Annotated in this window: 21 protein-coding genes; 14 read left to right on the top strand and 7 right to left on the bottom strand. The window is 38.8% G+C overall.

Features of this window, described 5'->3' with window-relative positions:
* Position 1 precedes the first annotated feature (1 nt).
* The 3 genes from I6F42_RS00485 to I6F42_RS00475 all read right to left on the bottom strand — a co-directional run bounded on the left by I6F42_RS00485 (position 2) and on the right by I6F42_RS00475 (position 2,104).
* Positions 2–469: a MarR family transcriptional regulator gene (locus I6F42_RS00485; RefSeq protein WP_007583567.1), complete on the bottom strand. Its 468-nt coding sequence runs from the start codon at positions 467–469 to the stop codon at positions 2–4.
* Positions 470–603: 134 nt separating this feature from the next.
* Positions 604–1,488, bottom strand: coding sequence for a spermidine synthase (locus I6F42_RS00480; protein ID WP_101216032.1), 885 nt, complete (start codon positions 1,486–1,488; stop codon positions 604–606).
* Positions 1,481–2,104 carry a fused MFS/spermidine synthase gene (locus tag I6F42_RS00475; protein ID WP_007583564.1) on the bottom strand — a complete coding sequence of 208 codons (624 nt, stop codon included), beginning with the start codon at positions 2,102–2,104 and terminating at the stop codon, positions 1,481–1,483. Before I6F42_RS00475 ends, I6F42_RS00480 begins: the two co-directional genes overlap by 8 nt.
* Positions 2,105–2,381: 277 nt before the next feature.
* Here I6F42_RS00475 and I6F42_RS00470 point away from each other — a divergent pair, with 277 nt between their 5' ends.
* The 11 genes from I6F42_RS00470 (at position 2,382) to I6F42_RS00420 (ending at position 10,857) form a co-directional block, all read left to right on the top strand.
* Positions 2,382–3,035: a thermostable hemolysin gene (locus I6F42_RS00470; RefSeq protein ID WP_033026818.1), complete on the top strand. Its 654-nt coding sequence runs from the start codon at positions 2,382–2,384 to the stop codon at positions 3,033–3,035.
* Complete coding sequence (locus I6F42_RS00465; protein WP_197149907.1) at positions 3,032–4,501, top strand: AMP-binding protein; 1,470 nt, start codon at positions 3,032–3,034, stop codon at positions 4,499–4,501. The genes I6F42_RS00470 and I6F42_RS00465 overlap by 4 nt, the downstream gene beginning before the upstream one ends.
* Positions 4,494–5,183, top strand: coding sequence for a TenA family transcriptional regulator (locus I6F42_RS00460; RefSeq protein ID WP_165726406.1), 690 nt, complete (start codon positions 4,494–4,496; stop codon positions 5,181–5,183). Before I6F42_RS00465 ends, I6F42_RS00460 begins: the two co-directional genes overlap by 8 nt.
* A complete protein-coding gene (locus I6F42_RS00455; protein ID WP_165735954.1) occupies positions 5,180–5,950 on the top strand; it encodes an SDR family oxidoreductase in 771 nt (256 codons plus the stop codon). Before I6F42_RS00460 ends, I6F42_RS00455 begins: the two co-directional genes overlap by 4 nt.
* A gap of 21 nt (positions 5,951–5,971) precedes the next feature.
* Entirely contained in the window at positions 5,972–6,619 is a 648-nt protein-coding gene (locus tag I6F42_RS00450; RefSeq protein WP_165735955.1) for a hypothetical protein, read from the top strand.
* 7 nt (positions 6,620–6,626) lie between these two features.
* A complete protein-coding gene (locus I6F42_RS00445) occupies positions 6,627–7,286 on the top strand; it encodes a response regulator transcription factor (RefSeq protein WP_007583549.1) in 660 nt (219 codons plus the stop codon).
* 26 nt (positions 7,287–7,312) lie between these two features.
* A complete protein-coding gene (locus tag I6F42_RS00440) occupies positions 7,313–8,626 on the top strand; it encodes an ATP-binding protein (RefSeq protein ID WP_197149904.1) in 1,314 nt (437 codons plus the stop codon).
* Positions 8,619–8,972, top strand: coding sequence for a cupredoxin domain-containing protein (locus I6F42_RS00435; protein ID WP_007376645.1), 354 nt, complete (start codon positions 8,619–8,621; stop codon positions 8,970–8,972). Before I6F42_RS00440 ends, I6F42_RS00435 begins: the two co-directional genes overlap by 8 nt.
* A complete protein-coding gene (locus I6F42_RS00430) occupies positions 8,959–9,699 on the top strand; it encodes an iron transporter (RefSeq protein WP_197149902.1) in 741 nt (246 codons plus the stop codon). The genes I6F42_RS00435 and I6F42_RS00430 overlap by 14 nt, the downstream gene beginning before the upstream one ends.
* Positions 9,696–10,412: a hypothetical protein gene (locus tag I6F42_RS00425; protein WP_010555226.1), complete on the top strand. Its 717-nt coding sequence runs from the start codon at positions 9,696–9,698 to the stop codon at positions 10,410–10,412. The genes I6F42_RS00430 and I6F42_RS00425 overlap by 4 nt, the downstream gene beginning before the upstream one ends.
* Before the next feature lie 235 nt (positions 10,413–10,647).
* A complete protein-coding gene (locus tag I6F42_RS00420) occupies positions 10,648–10,857 on the top strand; it encodes a cold-shock protein (protein WP_002959120.1) in 210 nt (69 codons plus the stop codon).
* Between the two features lie 866 nt (positions 10,858–11,723).
* Here I6F42_RS00420 and I6F42_RS00415 read toward each other — a convergent pair.
* The 3 genes from I6F42_RS00415 to udk form a co-directional block, all read right to left on the bottom strand.
* The gene (locus I6F42_RS00415; RefSeq protein WP_197149899.1) at positions 11,724–12,434 is read right to left on the bottom strand and encodes an ABC transporter substrate-binding protein; all 711 of its coding nucleotides are present in this window, start codon (positions 12,432–12,434) and stop codon (positions 11,724–11,726) included.
* 306 nt (positions 12,435–12,740) lie between these two features.
* Positions 12,741–13,967 carry a NupC/NupG family nucleoside CNT transporter gene (locus I6F42_RS00410; RefSeq protein WP_007583535.1) on the bottom strand — a complete coding sequence of 409 codons (1,227 nt, stop codon included), beginning with the start codon at positions 13,965–13,967 and terminating at the stop codon, positions 12,741–12,743.
* Positions 13,968–13,984: 17 nt separating this feature from the next.
* Complete coding sequence (udk, locus tag I6F42_RS00405; protein ID WP_007583533.1) at positions 13,985–14,617, bottom strand: uridine kinase; 633 nt, start codon at positions 14,615–14,617, stop codon at positions 13,985–13,987.
* A 192-nt stretch (positions 14,618–14,809) separates the two neighbouring features.
* Between udk and I6F42_RS00400 the strand changes: the two genes are divergently transcribed.
* The 3 genes from I6F42_RS00400 (at position 14,810) to I6F42_RS00390 (ending at position 17,751) form a co-directional block, all read left to right on the top strand.
* Positions 14,810–16,042, top strand: coding sequence for a phosphopentomutase (locus I6F42_RS00400; protein ID WP_010555228.1), 1,233 nt, complete (start codon positions 14,810–14,812; stop codon positions 16,040–16,042).
* Positions 16,042–16,746 (top strand): purine-nucleoside phosphorylase, encoded by a 705-nt coding sequence (gene deoD, locus I6F42_RS00395; RefSeq protein ID WP_002959109.1) that lies wholly within the window; start codon positions 16,042–16,044, stop codon positions 16,744–16,746. The genes I6F42_RS00400 and deoD overlap by 1 nt, the downstream gene beginning before the upstream one ends.
* Before the next feature lie 786 nt (positions 16,747–17,532).
* Complete coding sequence (locus I6F42_RS00390) at positions 17,533–17,751, top strand: hypothetical protein (protein WP_165722933.1); 219 nt, start codon at positions 17,533–17,535, stop codon at positions 17,749–17,751.
* Positions 17,752–18,035: 284 nt separating this feature from the next.
* On the opposite strand, the gene I6F42_RS00385 is transcribed toward I6F42_RS00390, so the two are convergent.
* Positions 18,036–18,926 (bottom strand): tetratricopeptide repeat protein, encoded by an 891-nt coding sequence (locus I6F42_RS00385; RefSeq protein ID WP_007583526.1) that lies wholly within the window; start codon positions 18,924–18,926, stop codon positions 18,036–18,038.
* Positions 18,927–19,182: the final 256 nt, after the last annotated feature.

Below are 19,182 nucleotides of genomic sequence, written 5' to 3'. Positions count from 1 at the left end.
CTTACTTATTAACTTGAATACATTTAAGGGCGTTTTGCTCTATTTTGATCAAACCAAATGCAATGGCATCTAGCTGCTCAACAGATAAACCGCTGTATAACTGATTTTTTATATCGGAAATGGTCTCTTGCAATGAATGTAAAATGGCATCACTTTGCTCAGTAAAATAGAGTCTTTTACTGCGCTTATCATGTTTGTCTACACGGCGAACGATTAACGATTGCTCCTCTAATTGCTTAAGCGTGCGAGTCAGTGAAGGCATTTCTATCCCTAAGCTATTAGCAAGTTCAAGTTGTGTTAGTCCCTCACCACGCATATTTATATGCATTAGTGCAGTCCAGCGCGACTGAGTAAGCCCCAAAGGCTCAACAGCAATGGTTACTGCTTCGCGGCATAAGCGATGAACTCGGCCCATATTACCGATAACTGTTAAATCGAGCGTCTCGTGAAAAGGTTTTTGTGTAGGCATAGCCATCCCAACATAGTTAGCAAGCTAACTATTTTATCATTACTTAGCTTGCTAAGTAAATATGTGTAAGTGCGGGAAGTGGCAAAATATTTGCTAAACCTCACCTGTAAAAAAATGGTGAGGTTTAGGGGATTTTAAAAGTTAAGTAAATTAGCTGGGGAGTATTGATCGGTAAGTACTTTTGTATCTGCAGGCCAATCTTGGCCGTCTTTAGTAAAGTGCATAAGTTGGCTAATCGCTTTTATATCTACACCGTATTTTACTAATTTAGGGGCGAGAGCATTAACACGCGTGTTAATTTGCGCTTCGCTCGGTATTGATTTAAGCCCCGCTAAAATAATACGGTTGCTGCGATTTTCGCGGCTTACATTTATAAAGTCGCCAAATACAGCGTGGTAAGTTGCCGACTCATGCTCATAAAGTTTACTACTTGAAAACGTATTTGCGGCAATAACGCCACCATCGGCTAATACGCTTTGTACTTCTTCAAAAAACTCTTTAGTGAGCAAATGCTCCGGAATATAGTCACCGTTAAACGCATCCAAAATAATCCAATCGTACTTTTGCTTTTTAATAGCGGCGCGTTTTATAAAAATACGGCCATCTTGCACGCTTGATGTCACTAAGTCGTTTTCTATAAAGTTAAAGTAATCGCGTGCAACTTTAGTTACTGCAGGATCTATTTCAACATTATGAATATTTGCAGTGGGGTATAGCTCATGAATAACGTTAGAAAGTGTACCGCCACCCAATCCTATAATAAGTACACTTTTAGGGTTGTCGGCTACTAAAAGGCTCGCAAACGTCAATTTTGTGTAATTAAAAACAAGTTTGTCGGGATTGCTTTTATACATGCAACTTTGGCTTGTTTGGCTACTTTTAGTATTAAATTTAAGGCAACGTAAGTCGCTTGTTTCTTCAACAATAATATTGCGATAAAGCGAGCGTTCTTCATGAATAACCTTACTAAACGCAGAACCTGACAACACAATTAATGGCAGTAGCAAATATTTAAGCATGAGCAAGCCCCTTATTATTAACCAAGGTATTAATAACAATCGCGACTAAACCCAGTGCCCCAAGTGTTAAAGCAAAGGCGCTAATAATTGTATTTACGTCAAACGCGAGCACAAAGTAAAACGAGGTAATAATAGTACCCAGGGCACTACCAAGCGTACTTACAAAGTATAAACGCCCAGCAACTTGGCCGCTTTTATCGCTATCTGTTACCAGTAAGCGCACAGAGTAGGGCGAGATCATTCCTAAAATAACGGTAGGTATAAAAAATAAAGCAGTTGACGCTAAGAGCGAGCCGTAGCGGCTATCTTCAATATGGGTAAATATAAATTCCATTATAGGCTGCGAAAATAATGTAATAGGCACAACCATAATGCTGGCAATTAAAAATATTAAACCATATTTGGTAAGGGATGCATTTTTAGTGCTGAGTTTACCACCAAGTAAATACCCAAAAGATAAACTAAGCATAAACACAGTAATTATACTGCCCCAAATATGCACGCTACTGCCAAAAAAGGGGGCAAGAATTCTCCCACCTAAAAGCTCAATGCCCATTATGCAAAAGCCGCTGCAAAAAGCTAAAAAGTAAATTAACGCGTTTGTTTTTATGCTCATGTAATTATCGTTATGTAACTTAAGTAGAACACTATACTAACGTGATGCATACAAAGCTGCTAGGGTAATAATTAACCTAAGTTTAATTTTAAAAAAGAAGTTTTGTTATAGCGATTTTTTAGTTAGTTGAATTCTGATCTATTTAGCTTGCCTAGGCCCTCGCGATTTAACACTTAAGACGCTTTTTTATTTAAATTAATTTTTTCTTAAGTTTTCTTTAAGTTTCACTCGTTAAATTTAAACCCTGAAATATAAACAGGTTTAAATGAGCGAGCTTATGCAATTAGCCCACACTTCTACATCATTAGATTTAACACAAAATAACAGTCAGTTTATTAGTGCTCGTATTGATGATGTGCATCGAAAAAATCTCGAAAATACAGTGAAAGAAGGTTTTTTAGTTGCGTATAACGCTAAGCTTACTTCTTTTATGCCACTACTTTGCCAATACGTTACCGAGCAAGGAAAGTGCACGTTAGGGCTAAGGCAAGCAACTTCGCCATTGTTTATTGAGCAATATTTAGCATCACCCGTTGAAGATTTTTTAGATGAAAGTATTTCTCGCAATAAAATTTTTGAACTTGGTAATCTCTGCTCTACAAACCGAAGAGCAACACTTGCACATTTTATTATTGTTAACGAAGCTCTGCAAAGTGTGGGGGCAAAACATTTAGTGTTTTGTGCAACCAACAAAGTGCGTGCTTTATTGCGCTTACTTGGTGTTACGTGTACTGAAATTGCACTTGCGAGCAGTTTTGTAGTTGAGAACCCATTAAAGTGGGGCAGTTATTACGCCAACCAACCAACAGTATGCATTGTGAGCCTAGAGCAAGCTCACCAACAAGTACTAAATACCCCAATGCTTTATAGTTTGATGCAGCAAAACCACTCAAATATCAATTCTTTGGTAAATGCATTGGTGAACGTATGAATTACTATAATACACATTCAGTATCGCCATTAATTATTGCCCATAATAAAGAGCAAATACTTGAAATTAACGGTGATGAGTTTAACCAGCAAATACAAAAAGTAGTAAAAATACTACAAAGCTTTAACGGCAAATGTGTCGCTTATAAGCTCGATAATACGCCAGCTTGGCTTGTTATTGATGCCGCTACTGCGGTTTCTAATAAAGTGGCTGTGCCAATTGCTCACTTTTTTAGTGAACAACAAACTCAATATGTACTAGCGCAATGCGGCGCACATTTATTTATTAGCGACACGCTAAACCCTTTACTTGGGGAGCCGACTGCATCGATTACTTTATTTGAGTGTTACACATTATATATCTACGAAATTGTTGTAGTTAAAGCTGTCAGTTATTTTCCAGAAACTCAAAAAGTAACGTTTACATCAGGATCGACTGGGCAACCAAAAGGCGTGTGTTTATCTGCAAAGAGCCAAATGCAGGTAGCTCAATCTCTGTGCGATAAGATTAATATTAAAAAGCCTGTTCATTTATGTTTATTGCCGCTTGCTGTATTGCTTGAAAATATAGCCGGTGTGTATGCCCCCTTAAAAAGTGGCGGTACAGTGCATTTAATGCCGTTAAATGAATTAGGTTTTGTTGGAACTGCATTAAAACAGCCCGCACAGCTTATAGCTGCGATTGATAAAGTTAAGCCAAATACGCTTATTTTAGTGCCTGAACTATTAGCATGCTTAGTTACTTTTGCAGAAGATGGGTGGCAACCGCCTAGTTCGTTACAGTTTATTGCAGTAGGTGGTGCGCTTGTCAGCGAAATGCTATTAACCAAAGCGCGTAGTTTAAACTTACCGGTTTACCAAGGTTATGGACTTTCTGAGGCGGCATCTGTAGTTAGTTTAAATACGCCCACAAACGATAACCTTCACAGTGCAGGCTCTGTGTTACCTCATATTCAAACCAAAATTGAAAATGGCCAGCTTTTTATAAAAGGCGATTTGTTTTTAGGTTACTTAAATCATCAACCTCACAACAAAAACCAGTGGTATGCAACCGGCGATCTGGTCGAGCAGCGTAAAAATACTTTATTTATTAAAGGCCGATTAAAAAACCTAATTATTACCAGCATGGGTCGCAACATCAGTGCCGAGTGGCCTGAATCACTATTACTAAGTCAAAGCGGAATTTTACAAGCGGTTGTGTTTGGTGAAGGTCGACCTTTTTTAACCGTCATTATTTACGCCGATTCAAAGCTAAGTAACCCAGCGTTAGCTCAATACATTAACGCAATTAATAAACAACTACCTGACTATGCACGAATTCAAAAATGGCATCGTTTAGCTGCCCCATTAAGTGTGCAACAAGGATTATTAACCACAAATAATCGCCCAAAACGATATGCCATAAGTAAGCAGTACCATGCTGTGTTTGAGCAATTTTACCGACTTGGAGAAGTAATTAATGAGTGATTTTTTTAACACCCTTAAAGAGCAAACTAAACAAGAGCAAAACTATCTGCTTGCAGCACCTATTATTCAGCGTGTTTTTAAAGGCGAAGCATCACTTGAAGAATACGCCTCGTTTTTAGCACAAGCGTATCACCATGTTAAGCACACCGTGCCATTAATGATGTCGGTTGGTGCGCGATTAACCGATGATCAAGAGTGGCTGCGCGAAGCCGTTGCAGAATACATTGAAGAAGAGATAGGCCATCAAGAGTGGGTACTTAATGATATTGCAGCCTGTGGTTTTGACAAAGAAATAGTACGGTGTAGTCAGCCGCAATTTGCTACCGAAATGATGGTGTCGTACGCGTACGACTCTATTGCACGTAAAAACCCATTGAGCTTTTTTGGCATGGTACATGTGCTTGAAGGCACTTCTATAGCACTTGCTGATGGCGCAGCTTCAAACATTGCAAGCGCTGTGGGCTTACCTAAAAAAGCATTTAGTTATTTAACCTCTCACGGCGCACTTGATATAGAGCATGTGAAGTTTTTTGAAAACCTAATGAACCAAATAACAGATGAGGCGGATCAACAAGCCATACTTCATGGTGCAAAGCGCTTTTATCGTTTATACGGCGATATATTTCGTGGACTCGATGACGAACCGTTTTTTAAAGCTAGTGCACAAGGCAAATTGGCATGAGTAGCACTTTATGTGTGCTCACTGGCGCAACAGGCGGAATAGGGCAAGCGATTGCTAAAGCCCTATATGCAAAAGGGTGGAAGTTACTGCTTGTAGGGCGAAATACCCAAGCCCTTGAAAAACTGAGCCGTGCATGCCCTGACAGTGAAATATTTGCTGGCGATTTAACCGACGATACAACACGTATTAACTTAGCAATAAAAGCCAAGCAACTCGGCGGCGTTAAGTTACTTATTAACAATGCCGGTATAAATACAATGCAAAGCTTAGAGCACACAAGTAATGAGCAAATAGACAATATGCTCATTACTAATTTGTCGGTGCCTATTAAATTATGCCAGCTATTTTTAGGGCAGTTAGCGTATACCAAAGGCACCATTGTTAACGTGGGCTCATCGTTTGGCAGTATTGGCTACCCGTTTCAAACACTTTATTGCGCCAGTAAATTTGGTTTACGTGGTTTTACAGAAGCGCTCTCGCGTGAGCTTAACGGCTCAGGCGTTAAAGTGACCTATTTAGCGCCTAGAGCAACAGATACATCTATTAATAGCAGTAAAGCGCGTGCAATGAATAAAGAACTCGGTAATAAAATGGACTCGCCAGAATTAGTTGCTCAAGAGTTATTAGCACTTATAAATTCGAATCAAACAAGGCGTTTTATTGGTTTTCCTGAAAAATTATTTGCACGCATAAATGGCGCATTCCCAAGCGTTGTTGATAACGCTATTGCAAAACAACTTCCTAAAATTAAACGTTTTTTAAGTTAACAAACACACAAGGGCAAAATTATGTATAAATTTATACTCGCATTTTATTTAGTATTAACAACTGTATTTGCAACCGCAGTACACGCAGATGAAACACAAGACTTAACCTCTATTCAACAAAAGTGGGCAATTGCTAATTACGAACTTGAAGATGATGCGCAAATAGACGCGTTTACGCAACTAAGTGAGCAAAGTGCATTGTTTGTTAAAAACTACCCAAACTCGGCGCAAACACATATTTGGAATGGTATTGTGTTAGCCAGTTTTGCAGGCGCAAAAGGCGGGTTGGGTGCACTTGGTTTAGCAAAAGAGGCAAAAACGTCACTCGAAAATGCACTCTCAATAGATGGCAGTGCATTAAATGGCTCAGCTTACGCAAGCCTTGCAACGCTTTATAGCAAAGTACCCGGTTGGCCAATTGGTTTTGGTGATGACGACAAAGCTGAAAAATTATTTAAACAAGCGCTCGCTTTTAATCTCGAAGGCATTGATACTAATTACTTATACGGTGAATATTTGTATGACGAAGGCGATTATAAACAAGCTAAAGCACGACTACTTGTAGCACAAGCTGCGGGCATTCGTGATACTCGGGCAAAAGCAGATGAATATCGCCAACAAGCAATAAGCCAGCTATTGGTAAAAGTAGATAAAAAACTAAAAAGATAAACACATAATGCATTTATTACTCGTTGAGGACGATCATTTAGTGGCGCAAGGGCTTATTCGCTCTTTGCGTCAAGAGGGCTACAGCGTAGAGCATAGTGGCACAGTTAAGCATGCCTTAGAGTGCCTTTCTAGTGGTGAGATTGAGCTTGTTATTCTCGATTTAGGATTACCTGATGGCGACGGCTCGCAAGTTTTAAAGCATATTAAAGCACAAAAAAAAGTTATTCCGGTGGTTATTTTAACTGCTCGCGGCAGTATTGATGACAAAGTCCAAGGGCTAGATATGGGGGCAGACGATTACCTTGCAAAGCCGTTTGACCCTGCTGAGTTATTTGCTCGATTACGTGTAGCAAGCCGGCGCATTAACCAAACACAATCAAGCTTATTGCGCTGTGGTGATGTAGTAATGGATACATCAGCTCATACAGTTACACTAAGTGGGCAGTCACTTACACTGCCGCGAAAAGAATACATGCTTTTAAAGGCGCTGATGGAAAATCAGGGAAGGGTGCAATCAAAACAACAACTCGAAAACAAACTTTACCAATGGGGTGAAGAAGTTGGCTCTAATACCATAGAGGTGCATATTCATCATCTTCGTAAAAAATTCCCTAGCGATTTTATTAAAACCTTACGTGGCATTGGCTACGTGGTTGGTAAGCGTTAGAGTGTGTTTGTTTTTCGAGGTTGAAAATGTCTATTCGTAAACGTCTGACCTTAATTTTACTTTCAATGATGGTGCTTACTTGCTTTTTAGCATTAGTAAAAGGCTATCAAAAAAGCATGCGGCACGGCGAAAACTTGCTTGATAATGAACTTAAAATAGTGGCTGGCGTTTTAATTGAGCAACCATTGGCACTAAGCACAGATGCAGTACAAGTAAGTAATAATAGCGCTCAGTTGTTGTATCAAATTTGGCAAAATAATAGTTTACTTAGTGGCTCATCGAGTTTAACGAATAACCAAATTAGTTTTAGCGAGGGCTTTCAAACTGCCAATGTAGCAGGGCAGCGTATGCGAGTGTTTGTGATGAGTAAAAACACCCGTAAAGTCATTGTTGCTGAACCTATGGCAAAGCGGTTTGAATTAGCTGAAGCAGTTATTTTATCTGCAATGTTACCTATGCTATGGGCAGTCCCTCTGCTTGCTATTTTTATTAGCTTTTTTGTTAAATACGCATTAGCCCCTCTTACTCGATTATCTAAGCAGCTGGCTACTCGCCAAGCAAACGACTTTACGCCAATTAACTGGCAGGTAACCGACGAAGAAATTAAACCGGTTATTAATCGTTTAAACGACTTATTTAAACGAGTAGAAACCGCTTACTTACGAGAGCGCTTTTTTGCCTCAGATGCAGCTCACGAATTACGTACCCCGCTTAGTAGTTTAAAAATTAATGTACATAATTTGGCTAATAAACAAAGCAACTCGCAAAACCATCAAGAACTCCAAGCTATGTCGCAGGGCATTAATCGCTTAAGTAATATTGTTGAACAAATGCTAATTTTAGGGCGCACTCAGCCTGAACAATGGCAGAGGCAGTTTAGCGAACAATCATTGCTAACGATTACTCAGCAAGTCGTATCGGAGCAATACGACAAAATAGATGAAAAAAACCAAACCATTAGTCTTGAAGGCGATGATTTTGTAATTAATGGTGATGAGTTTACATTAACCACGCTTATCGCTAACTTACTTAGCAATGCCATAAAATACACACCCAATAATGGTCAAATTATAATTAAATTAGCATCAAGTAATAACGGCTTTAGTTGGCAAATTGATGATTCCGGTGCGGGTATGACTGAAGAGCAAAAAGAGCGAATATTCAATCGCTTTTATCGCGTAGGTGGCGACCAGCATCCATCAGGCGAGCAAGGTGCGGGTTTAGGTATGGCGATTGTTCAACATATAATTGCTATTTATGGCGCAAGTATTCATTTAGCGAATAGCCCTTTAGGCGGACTAACCGTTAAGGTTACTTTTACAGGAGTAAAAAGTGACTAAACGTTTATTTAATCAGTGCCTTTGTTGTTTGTTATTTTTGTCGTTTAACGCGGCGAGTAAAGAGTACCTTATTATTTTAAAAGATCATTTGTTTTATCCCTCGCAAATAATTATTCCCGCAAATAAAAAAGTAAAACTATTGATAGAAAACCAAGACAGCACACCAGAAGAGTTTGATAGCTTTGATCTAAACAGAGAAAAAGTACTCTACCCAAATCGTAAAAGCATTATTTATATAGGGCCGCTAAGTAAAGGGCATTACGAGTTTTTTGGTGAGTTTTCGCCAAATACAGCAAGGGGCGTTGTTATAGTTAACGATGAAGGGGCGCAGCATGCTAATAACTAGTTTAGTCATGAGCCTTAACCAATTACTACCAGTGGCTATTTTATTAGTATTACTACAAGTAGTTAAAAAACAAAGCTCTTTAAAAATAGGGTCTGCTTTATTAATAGGCGCGATAATGTCGTTTTTGTACATGCAAAGTGCGTCGTGGGTGAGCCAGTGGTTTGAACACCAAGGGTTAGAGTACTCACAAATAGGGCTATGTATTACTATATTTATTGCTGTATTGGTATTTGCACTAAAGCAAAAGTCAGCGGCATTTTATATCGCAGTTATAAGCATAATAACGCTGTATTTAAGCCATTATATTATTTACCTCACCAGTTTTTGGCAAAATAATGATGCAGGGCAAAGCTTATTTATTGGCACTTTATTAGGTGTGGGAATTTGTTTAAGTTTTAGCGTATTGCTGTACTTTTTAATGAATGCAATTAAGCACCGTTTTGGTATGTATCCGCTTTTTACTTTGCTTGCTTTTAACAGCGCGGCTAAGTTACTAGTTGCACTGGATTTGGCAAGCCAAATAGATTTAATTACAAACACCTCAACAGTGTGGGACTTACGTAATTTGTTAAGCGAAAACTCTGAGCTAGGCCGCGTACTGCGTGCTCTTGTTGGTTACGAGGCCACTCCTGATTTAATGAGTGTACTTATATATAGTACAAGCAGCGTGTTATTTTTATTACTTTGTTATGTTATTTCCGCTTCAATAACTAAGGAACGTGTATGAAAGCACTCAACCTATATTCAGCGCTTAGTTTTACCGCTCTTTGTTTGTTGGTATTCTCAATCCAAGCAAAGGCCGATGGTATTGTTGTTGATAAGGTATATCACCCTTATGTTTTGCCTTTTGAGCGTGAGTTTGAGTGGCGATTAGTGTCGCACCAAACAGATAGTGGCAACATACTAGCGCAGCGTTTGGGTGGCGGTGGTGCTATTAACGATACAATGGCACTCGAAGGCTATTTAGTTGGTGAGCGAGACGACAACGGCGACTTTGGATTAGAAGCTTATGAGCTTGAGCTACGTTGGCAATTAATTGAACAAGGTAAATTATGGGCTGATTGGGGCGCGTTATTTGAGCTTGAAAAAAAGCATAACGAAGATGTGTATGAGGCAACCTCGGGTTTTGTGATCGAAAAAGAATTTGGAAAAACAAGTCTTACGCTAAATGCTTTTTTGGTTTATGAGTGGGGGCAAGACATTAAAAACGAATGGGAAAGTGAGTTTAGAGCACAATATCGCTATCGATATCGCTCTGCTTTCCAGCCTTCTATAGAGGTTTACGTAGGTGAAGACTTTATTGGTATAGGGCCTGGCTTTATAGGTTTACAGCGCTTTGATGGGCAAAAGCAATTAAAATGGGAAGCGGGTTTCATCACTGAGATAAGCCAATCAGAAAAAAACCATAGTTTTAGGCTCGCATTAGAATTTGAATTTTAATAACCAATGATAGCTGTTTTGGTTGTTTATCATTCTGATTATAGATAGGTACTTGACATATTATTTAAACTCTATATAGTGGGCCGCAGCTAGAAAGAAAGCATGTAAGCTATAAATCTCCATTTCGATATAAGTAATACTTGTAGTACCGTCCTGAAGTTTTTAAAGTACCATCTCATTTTTTGCTACACCCGCTCTTATGAGCATATTTTTATTTTTATTTCAGGATATTACAATGTCTAACATCGTATCAGGTACAGTTAAGTGGTTTAACGAGTCTAAAGGTTTTGGTTTCATCGAGCAAGAAAATGGCCCAGACGTTTTCGCACATTTCTCAGCAATCAAAAGCGAAGGTTTCAAAACTTTAGCTGAAGGCCAACGTGTAGAGTTTACTCTTTCACAAGGTCAAAAAGGTCCACAAGCTGATAACATCACAGCTGTATAATTTTACTTTTTAAGTAAAATGAAAAAAAGCGCTTAAGGCGCTTTTTTTGTGTCTGAAATTTGACTCAAACCAAGCAACGCCCATTATCAATGTAAATTAACTAAATGATATTGCTATTATTTATCCCCTCCTAATATTCGTTTTTCTATTCTTCTAAGCCATTGTGCTAATGCAAGTGAGTTTAAGCTTGTAATTTATACCGAACATTTCTCCCTTATAATTTCAAAACAACAAATTCAAAACGACAAAGACCAGCTTGTTAGTAGTACTCTCGATATTGTAAAAGATATTTGCACAGCTATTGATATAACCTGCGAGTTTAAATTGCTTCCTTGGAAGCGTGCTTATAACTTAGTTTAAAAGCCCGTTACTTTGGCATTGTTTCAATAATTAAAAACATCGAACGTGACCCACCATTTTATTAGGCTGGGCCGCTGGCGCGAGTCAAACTTTCTTTTATAAGCTCAAAGCTGATAAGTAAGTTATACCAATTCCATTAAGTATGCGGTCTAAATTTTACGCCGAAAAAACAATTCAGCTCTAGGCGTATATAAAATTGGTTTTAAAGCGGGCGAAAACTTACTAATATTTGGAGGCAAAAACAATATATGGATTTGTTTTTAAAAAGAAAATAGATCTAATTTTGGGCTCATAATGACAATAATGCATCAGTTTGAACCTTTGACTATAAAGTGGGGAAGATGCTGAAAGGCTGCAAAAATTACATCTTTGTGCGCTTGCTAGCAATTGCATCGCATTTAATAAGTAAGTAGTTGTGCGTGTTATAAAGTAATTTAACAAAGAATATAAAAAGTTAAAAATGAAAGATGATTTTGTCGCCCATAAGCATACTTATCTTCAATGATTTATCTTTCGTAAGGAAGCCCTTTATTTTGCTTTATTTTTAAAAATGCAGCTTGCAGTGCTTCTATTAAATACATATCTGTTTTTTTATTTGCAGCTAAATAAGCATCAATTGTTAGCTCATCTATTTTATAAATAAACTTTAAGTGTGCTGGTTTGAGCTTTAGATAATCACTCATCTGCTGCATGAATAAAGGATCGTCTACAATTAAATCTACTTTTTTAGCTAATAGTAAAGAGTATGATTTTTGAATATCAGAGGTTAAAACAACTTCAAATCCAAGTTTCGTGAGGGTTTGTGTTGAAAAGTCATTGCGTTGCATTGCAATTTTATACACTTTTGCTTGTTCAGTATTATTTATAATAAGATCATTTCGCTCTGATAGGCCGATAAAGCCCAGCTCAAATCGTCCAACTGGTCCAATCCAATAAAATTTATTTTCTCGCTCTACAGTGCGTGCAAGGCTGTATATAAAGGTGTTTTTTAACTCATCTGCAATTTTATAAGCACGTGCCCAAGGATACATTTGAATGTTAGGTGTGAGATCAGCCTCAGCAAATATATCTCTAATAAACTGAGTACCTTCACCTGCTACCTCGCCATTAATCAATACTTGGTTTGGTGGTGCTAACTCTGTAACAACAAGCAGGGCTTCCTTTGCTTGAACATACACAGAACAAATTAAAAAAAGAGAATAAAGAATATATTTCACAATAGCGAATCGTCATTCGGTTAGCTTAAGTAATAATAAGTGTGGCTGAAAATATGAAAAACACAAAAATTATTTATGTGAACTTGTTACTAAGATATTGGTTTATTTGAGTTATGTATAACTATAAAGGGGGCTAGATAGATAAGTGGCTTGAGGTTAGAAGTAGTTGAGGCTAAAAATTAAGGCCTAAAACGATAAAAGGGCCTTGCGGCCCTTGGTGAAGTATCGTTCAAGTCAGATAGAGCTTTAACCCCTTAAAGCGCTATCCTCTTGTTTTGCAACACCGGTGTTCATCTCAATAAGTTTCTAAGCTAGCGAGAGGAAAAACCCAGCAATTGCTGCGCTCATAAGGTTAGCCATAGATCCTGCTAACACTGCTCTGAGCCCTAAGCGTGCGATATCCTTCCGCCGACTAGGCGCCATACCGCCTAACCCACCTAGTAAAATGGCTATCGATGATAAGTTAGCAAACCCACATAAAGCAAAAGTAACGATTGCTTGTGTGTGCGCGCTTAACGTATCGCGATAATTTATAAAGTCTAAGTAAGCAACAAACTCGTTTACTACTATCTTTTGACCAATAAAGCTGCCGGCTATAATCGCTTCATCCCATGGCACACCTAGTAACCATGCAACTGGAGCAAATACATAACCTAATATTTCTTGAAGCGTTAATGTTGGGTAATCAAACCACCCGCCAATACCGCCTAATAAACCGTTTAATAGTGCAATTAGCGCTACAAAAGCAAGTAACATTGCACCTACATTAAGTGCTAAATGCATACCGTTTGCAGCACCTGATGCAGCTGCATCAATTACATTTACAGGCTTATCTTCGTCATCTAAATCTAAATCAGCTAAGTTATCTCTAGGCGTTTCAGTTTCTGGCACAATCATCTTGGCCATTAAGAAACCACCTGGTGCAGCCATAAAGCTCGCAGCAATAAGATACTTAAGATCTACGCCAATAATTACGTAACCGGCCATTACAGAGCCTGCTACAGTGGCTAAGCCACCTACCATTACTGCAAACAATTCCGATTTTGTCATCGTTGCTATAAATGGCTTAACTATTAACGGTGCTTCAGTTTGGCCTACAAAAATATTTGCAGTTGCTGAAAGCGATTCTGTGCGCGAGGTTTTCAATAATTTTTGTAAACCGCCGCCTAAAATCCTAATTATCCAATCCATAATGCCAAGGTGATATAACACAGCAACAAGCGCTGAGAAAAACACGATAACTGGCAAAACTTGAATTGCAAAAATAAAACCTAATGTGTCTTGTGAGGCGAGTGGACCAAATAAAAACCCAATACCATCATTAGCATAACCAATAACCGATGAGACGGCTGATGACATGCTAGTTAACACATTTTTTCCTGCTTCGAAAAACAGAACAAAACCGCCTATAACAATTTGCATCGCAAATGCTATACCAACGGTTCTTAAGTTAATTGCCTTGCGATTAGTTGACGCAGCAAAGGCAATGCTTAGTAGCACACACATGCCTACTAAGCTCATAAATGTTGTCATACAAATGTTTCCCGTTGTTATTCTTGTAGTAAATATTTAATTTTACTTTTTATTATATCAATCGCAACGCGGTTCATGCCGCCTCGAGTCACAACTAAATCAGCATTATGCTTAGAAGGCTCAATGAATTGATAAAACATCGGTCTAACAGTTGCCTGATATTGCTCAACAACAGATTGTAATGTTCTGCCTCGTTGCTCCATATCACGTTGCATACGACGCATTAAACAAATATCTAAAGGTGTGTCTATAAACACCTTAATATCAAATTCTTTATTAAGCGCTTTATCACTCAATAGTAAAATACCTTCAACAATGAGTATTTTAGCAGCTGGCACTCGGCGTGTGGTTGCGCTACGCGTGTGCTGTGCATAATCATACGTTGGTACTTCTACTGAGTTACCACAACGAAGTTGCGTTAAATGCTCAAGCATTAATGCGTGTTCAAATGCATCTGGATGGTCGTAATTTGTTTGCGTACGATGAGCCATCGGCAAATGCGACTGATCCTTGTAATAAGCATCTTCTTCAATAATGGCGATAGCGCCTGGTTCAAGCTCATTAACCAATTCATTGTAAATTGTTTGGCTAAAAAGAGATTTGCCCGACGCTGATGCGCCTGCAATGGCTATAATAGTAGTTCGTGTCACTAAAGTTCTCATCCACACAGAAAGATATATTGTTGGTAGATCACAATAGCAAAAAAGACACGATTAATCTCTTTTGCTTCGCTCAAGGGTGCAAATTTATAATGTTTAGGTTTTATGAAACAGGACTTTTGTCCTGTACGGAAAATTCGATCAGCGGATAAAGTAACCACCTAGAATCAAAGTGAGGTCAAAATGGCAAGAGCAATTATTTTAATGGCAGATAGCCTAGGAATCGGTGCAGCACCAGATGCAGATAAATTCGGCGATCTTGGGGCTAATACATTCGCTCACTTACTAAAAGCATATTACGACGAAACAGGCAGTGCGCTGTCGCTTCCTAACCTATCAAAACTTGGGTTAGTGGATGCATGCGAAGCTGCCGGTGGCGAACCGTGTTTAATTTCAGACCGCCAAGCTCCTCAAGGTGCATGGGGTTACGCTAAAGAAATCTCTAGCGGAAAAGACACGCCATCAGGTCATTGGGAAATGGCAGGCGTACCTGTGTTATTTGATTGGGGATATTTCCCAAAAACACAGCCAAGTTTCCCACAAGAATTTATAGACGAGTTTATTGCTCGTACAGGTATTCCTGGTATTTTAGGCAATTGCCATGCATCAGGAACTACCATTTTAGAACAGCTAGGTGAAGAGCACGTAAAAACAGGTAAACCAATCTGTTACACCTCAGCTGATAGCGTGTTTCAAATAGCCGCGCATGAAGAGTCATTCGGCCTAGAGAAGCTTTATCAAGTTTGCGAAATCGCACGGGCGCTACTTGATGAAATGAATATAGGACGAGTGATTGCGCGGCCATTTTTGGGTTCAAATAGCCAAGACTTTGCTCGAACGGGTAATCGTCGTGACTATTCAGTACTTCCGCCAGCACCAACATTGCTAGATGTACTAGCAAAAGACGGCGGCGAAGTAATTAGTATTGGTAAAATTTCAGATATTTACGCGCATCAGGGCATAACCCAAAAGCATAAAGCACCTGGGCTTATGAACTTGCTAGAAAAAACCAGCGAAGTAATGGAAAGCGCGCCAGATCGTAGCTTAATCTTTACTAACCTAGTTGATTTTGATGAAAAATTTGGTCATCGCCGTAATCCAGTAGGATACGCAAAAGCATTAAAAGAATTTGATGACTATTTACCAACTATACTAAATCAGTTAAAAGCAGATGACGTATTAATGATCACTGCAGATCATGGCTGTGACCCAACCTTTCCAGGTTCTGAGCACACTCGTGAATACGTACCTGTTATTGCATACCAACCAGGTATGAGTAACACACCATTAGGTGAACGCAACAGCTTTGCAGATATAGGTCAAACACTGGCACAGTGGTTTAGCTTATCTGCGCTTGATTACGGCGACAGCTTTTTAAATGAGCTAAAAACGCCAAATAAAAAGGAAAACAATTAATGAGTACTCCGCATATCAGTGCAAACGTTGGTGATTTCGCCGAAACAGTATTAATGCCAGGCGATCCGCTACGTGCGCAATATATTGCTGAAAACTTTTTAGATGATGCAGTACAAGTTACAGGCGTTCGTAACATGTACGGTTTCACTGGTACTTACAAAGGTAAGCCAGTAAGTATCATGGGTTCAGGCATGGGCATTCCATCAATGTCTATTTATGCACGTGAGCTAATTGTAAGCTTTGGCGTTAAAAATATTATACGTATTGGTACGTGTGGCGGTATTGGCACAGATATCAAAATTCGTGACGTAATTTTTGCACAAGGTGCAAGCACAGATTCAAACGTAAACCGTGCACGCGTACGTGGCTACGATTTTGCTGCTATTGCTAACTTTGACCTACTTTTAAACGGCGTAAACGCTGCTAAAGAGCTAGGAATTAAAGCAAAAGTAGGTAACGTATTTACGACAGACACATTCTATCAAGCAGATGACTCGTTCTATAAAGACTTAGACAAGTTAGGCATGCTAGCAGTAGATATGGAAACAGCAGGTTTATACGGCGTTGCAGCTGAATACGGCGCAAACGCAATGGCATTATTTACAGTAAGTGATCACGTAATCACTGGCGAAGCAACACCTGCTGATGAGCGTCAAAGCACGTTTAACGAAATGGTTAAAATTGCATTAGAGTCAATAGCTTAAATAATACATAACAGTTCCTTGGTAACGTATTCACTAAGTTTTGGAGACACGCCCAAAGTGAAGTGAGACTAAACCTCCAAAGCCGCATTTTATGCGGCTTTTTTTATGCCTGAAGAAAATGGGTAGCAGCTTCTAATTACTTATACCAATTCGCTTAATTAAGTGATCTATTTTGAGGATGGAAAAACGTGTTGATAGCTAGGCAAAAAATTCGCTATTTAGTTGTTCTAAATGAGAATTTTTTAACGCAGGTAGCGACACGTTTAGCCCCTAAAAATGATTAAGTATTATTGCGGGTTGGTATTAATTCAACCATCTAAAAACTGCGTTTTTAAACGCCTGCAAGCAGCGCGTCTACAGGTGGATTTTAGCCACCGCGTTAAGTTTTCCACGTAGGCGCAGAGCTTGCTTGCGCGAGAAGCGCAGCTTCTAATTACTTAATCACCCATCCTAAAAACTACGTTTTTAAACGCCCGCAAGCAGCGCGTCTACAAGTGAATTTTAACCACCGGTTAAGTTTTCCACGTAGGCGCTAAGCTTGCTCGCGCGAGAAGCACAGCTTCTAATTACTTAAGCTAACTACTCTAAAAGCGCAGTATCTCTAAACCTATTTGTGTATAACAGCCCTAAAAAACAATATGCACGCAGAGAAGAAAAAGAGGAGCAAATGAGAAGAGCAAAACCAATGCTGACTCGGCATTATAAAAGTACAAGCGTTGCTTTAAAAGCTTGTAACCTGCGCGAATAGAAGTGTTTATACCAAGTTTAGAGTATGACTTGTTGCTCATGTTAGAAGCACAGTTTCTGATTGTTTTTATTATTTTAACTTCTAAGCTCTTCTCTAAAAGCGCAGCATCTCTAAACCTATTTGTGTATAACAGCCCTAAAAAACAATATGCACGCAGAGAAGAAAAGGAGGAGCAAATGAGAAGAGCAAAACCAATGCTGACTCGGCATTATAAAAGTACAAGCGTTGCTTTAAAAGCTTGTAACCTGCGCGAATAGAAGTGTTTATACCAAGTTTAGAGTATGACTTGTTGCTCATGTTAGAAGCACAGTTTCTGATTGTTTTTATTATTTTAACTTCTAAGCTCTTCTCTAAAAGCGCAGCGTCTCTAAACCTATTTGTGAATTAATCACTTTAGGTCTTAACTCTACGGTAGAGCAGAGTTTGTAGAGCGCAGTAAAGCTTCTAATTACACAACAAACTTAACCTTTAAAAACAAAAAAAGGGCCAAGGCCCTTTTTTATGATGTTGCGCCTAATCATACAGGCCAAATACCGAGTGCTTAAACAACTTCACCAGCTACTATCGTATTAAAGCTGTCGTTGTCATGTAAGCTTGCAAATGCGCTCTCATGTAATAGCTCATTACGTAAATTTGGAGAGTATTCAAGTGCCATTTTAATGTCGGCTAATGCATCAGCATGCTTATGTGTTAGCGCATAAGCACATGCTCGTTGCCAATAGGCATAACCATAGACACTATCTATATCAATGGCTTGATTACACAATTCAATGGCTTGTGCTGTTTCATTTATTTCTAATAACGCATCGGCCTTATAAGCAATGGCTTCAACATCCTCTGGTTTACGTTTTAAAATCTCATCAAATATTTCAATTTTATTAGCAAAATCACTTTCCAAATTGGCGCGCATCCATAACGAATGAACCTCGTTGGTAACTGATATGCGCTCTTGGTTACTGAGTATTTCTTCTGAGCGTACGCGTAGTTTTTCTTCAAGAATTTTTAATCGGTCTTCATACTCGTCAGTAATTACACTTACACGTGTATTTACAATATCTTCTACTTTGTTTTTAACATCGCGTAGTGAGTTCCAGCCCACTAAAACCAAAATAGAAGCCGTAGCGGTAATTATAAAAAATACATTATTAATAGTATCGGTAGTGTATGTTAATGCGCGATCTGCAGTATCAAGCTGTGCATGAGTAACTTGCTTAGTTACATCCTCACGGAGTTTTTGTTGATCTTGCCTTACGGCTTTTAGCTCGTCGAGTATGTAGCGCTCCATTAGCGGTTTAAACATAGACTCTTTAAGTTGTTTGAGGGCTTGTTGCTCTTGTTGTGCAGTAGGGGCTGCTGGTTTTTGTTCAGCAGAATTTACTATGCCCGAAAAAAAAGTTAAACAAACAAAAAGTGTAGATAGGTAATAACGCATCGGTACGCCTAATTAAATTAATTACTGTAATAACTTTAACATGCAGGGCTGAATGGCACTAGGGCGCGTTGACTTTTCAGGATTAAAATTGACCTAATTTAGATAGGAGTAATAGTTGTAAGAATTTTTTAGCCCAGTGAGCTTAGCAATAATAGGGTAAAGCATGAGCATTTTGCTAATACTTAGGTAGTTTTAGGAAAAAAATAGGCAAAAAAAACCAGCTCAATATGAGCTGGCAAAAACTGCTTAAAACAAC

Source organism: Pseudoalteromonas sp. SWYJZ12, from assembly GCF_015864395.1.
Lineage (GTDB): Bacteria > Pseudomonadota > Gammaproteobacteria > Enterobacterales > Alteromonadaceae > Pseudoalteromonas > Pseudoalteromonas arctica.
The sequence above is the reverse complement of the archived record's forward strand: the minus strand, read 5'-3'. Positions and strand labels throughout refer to the sequence as shown.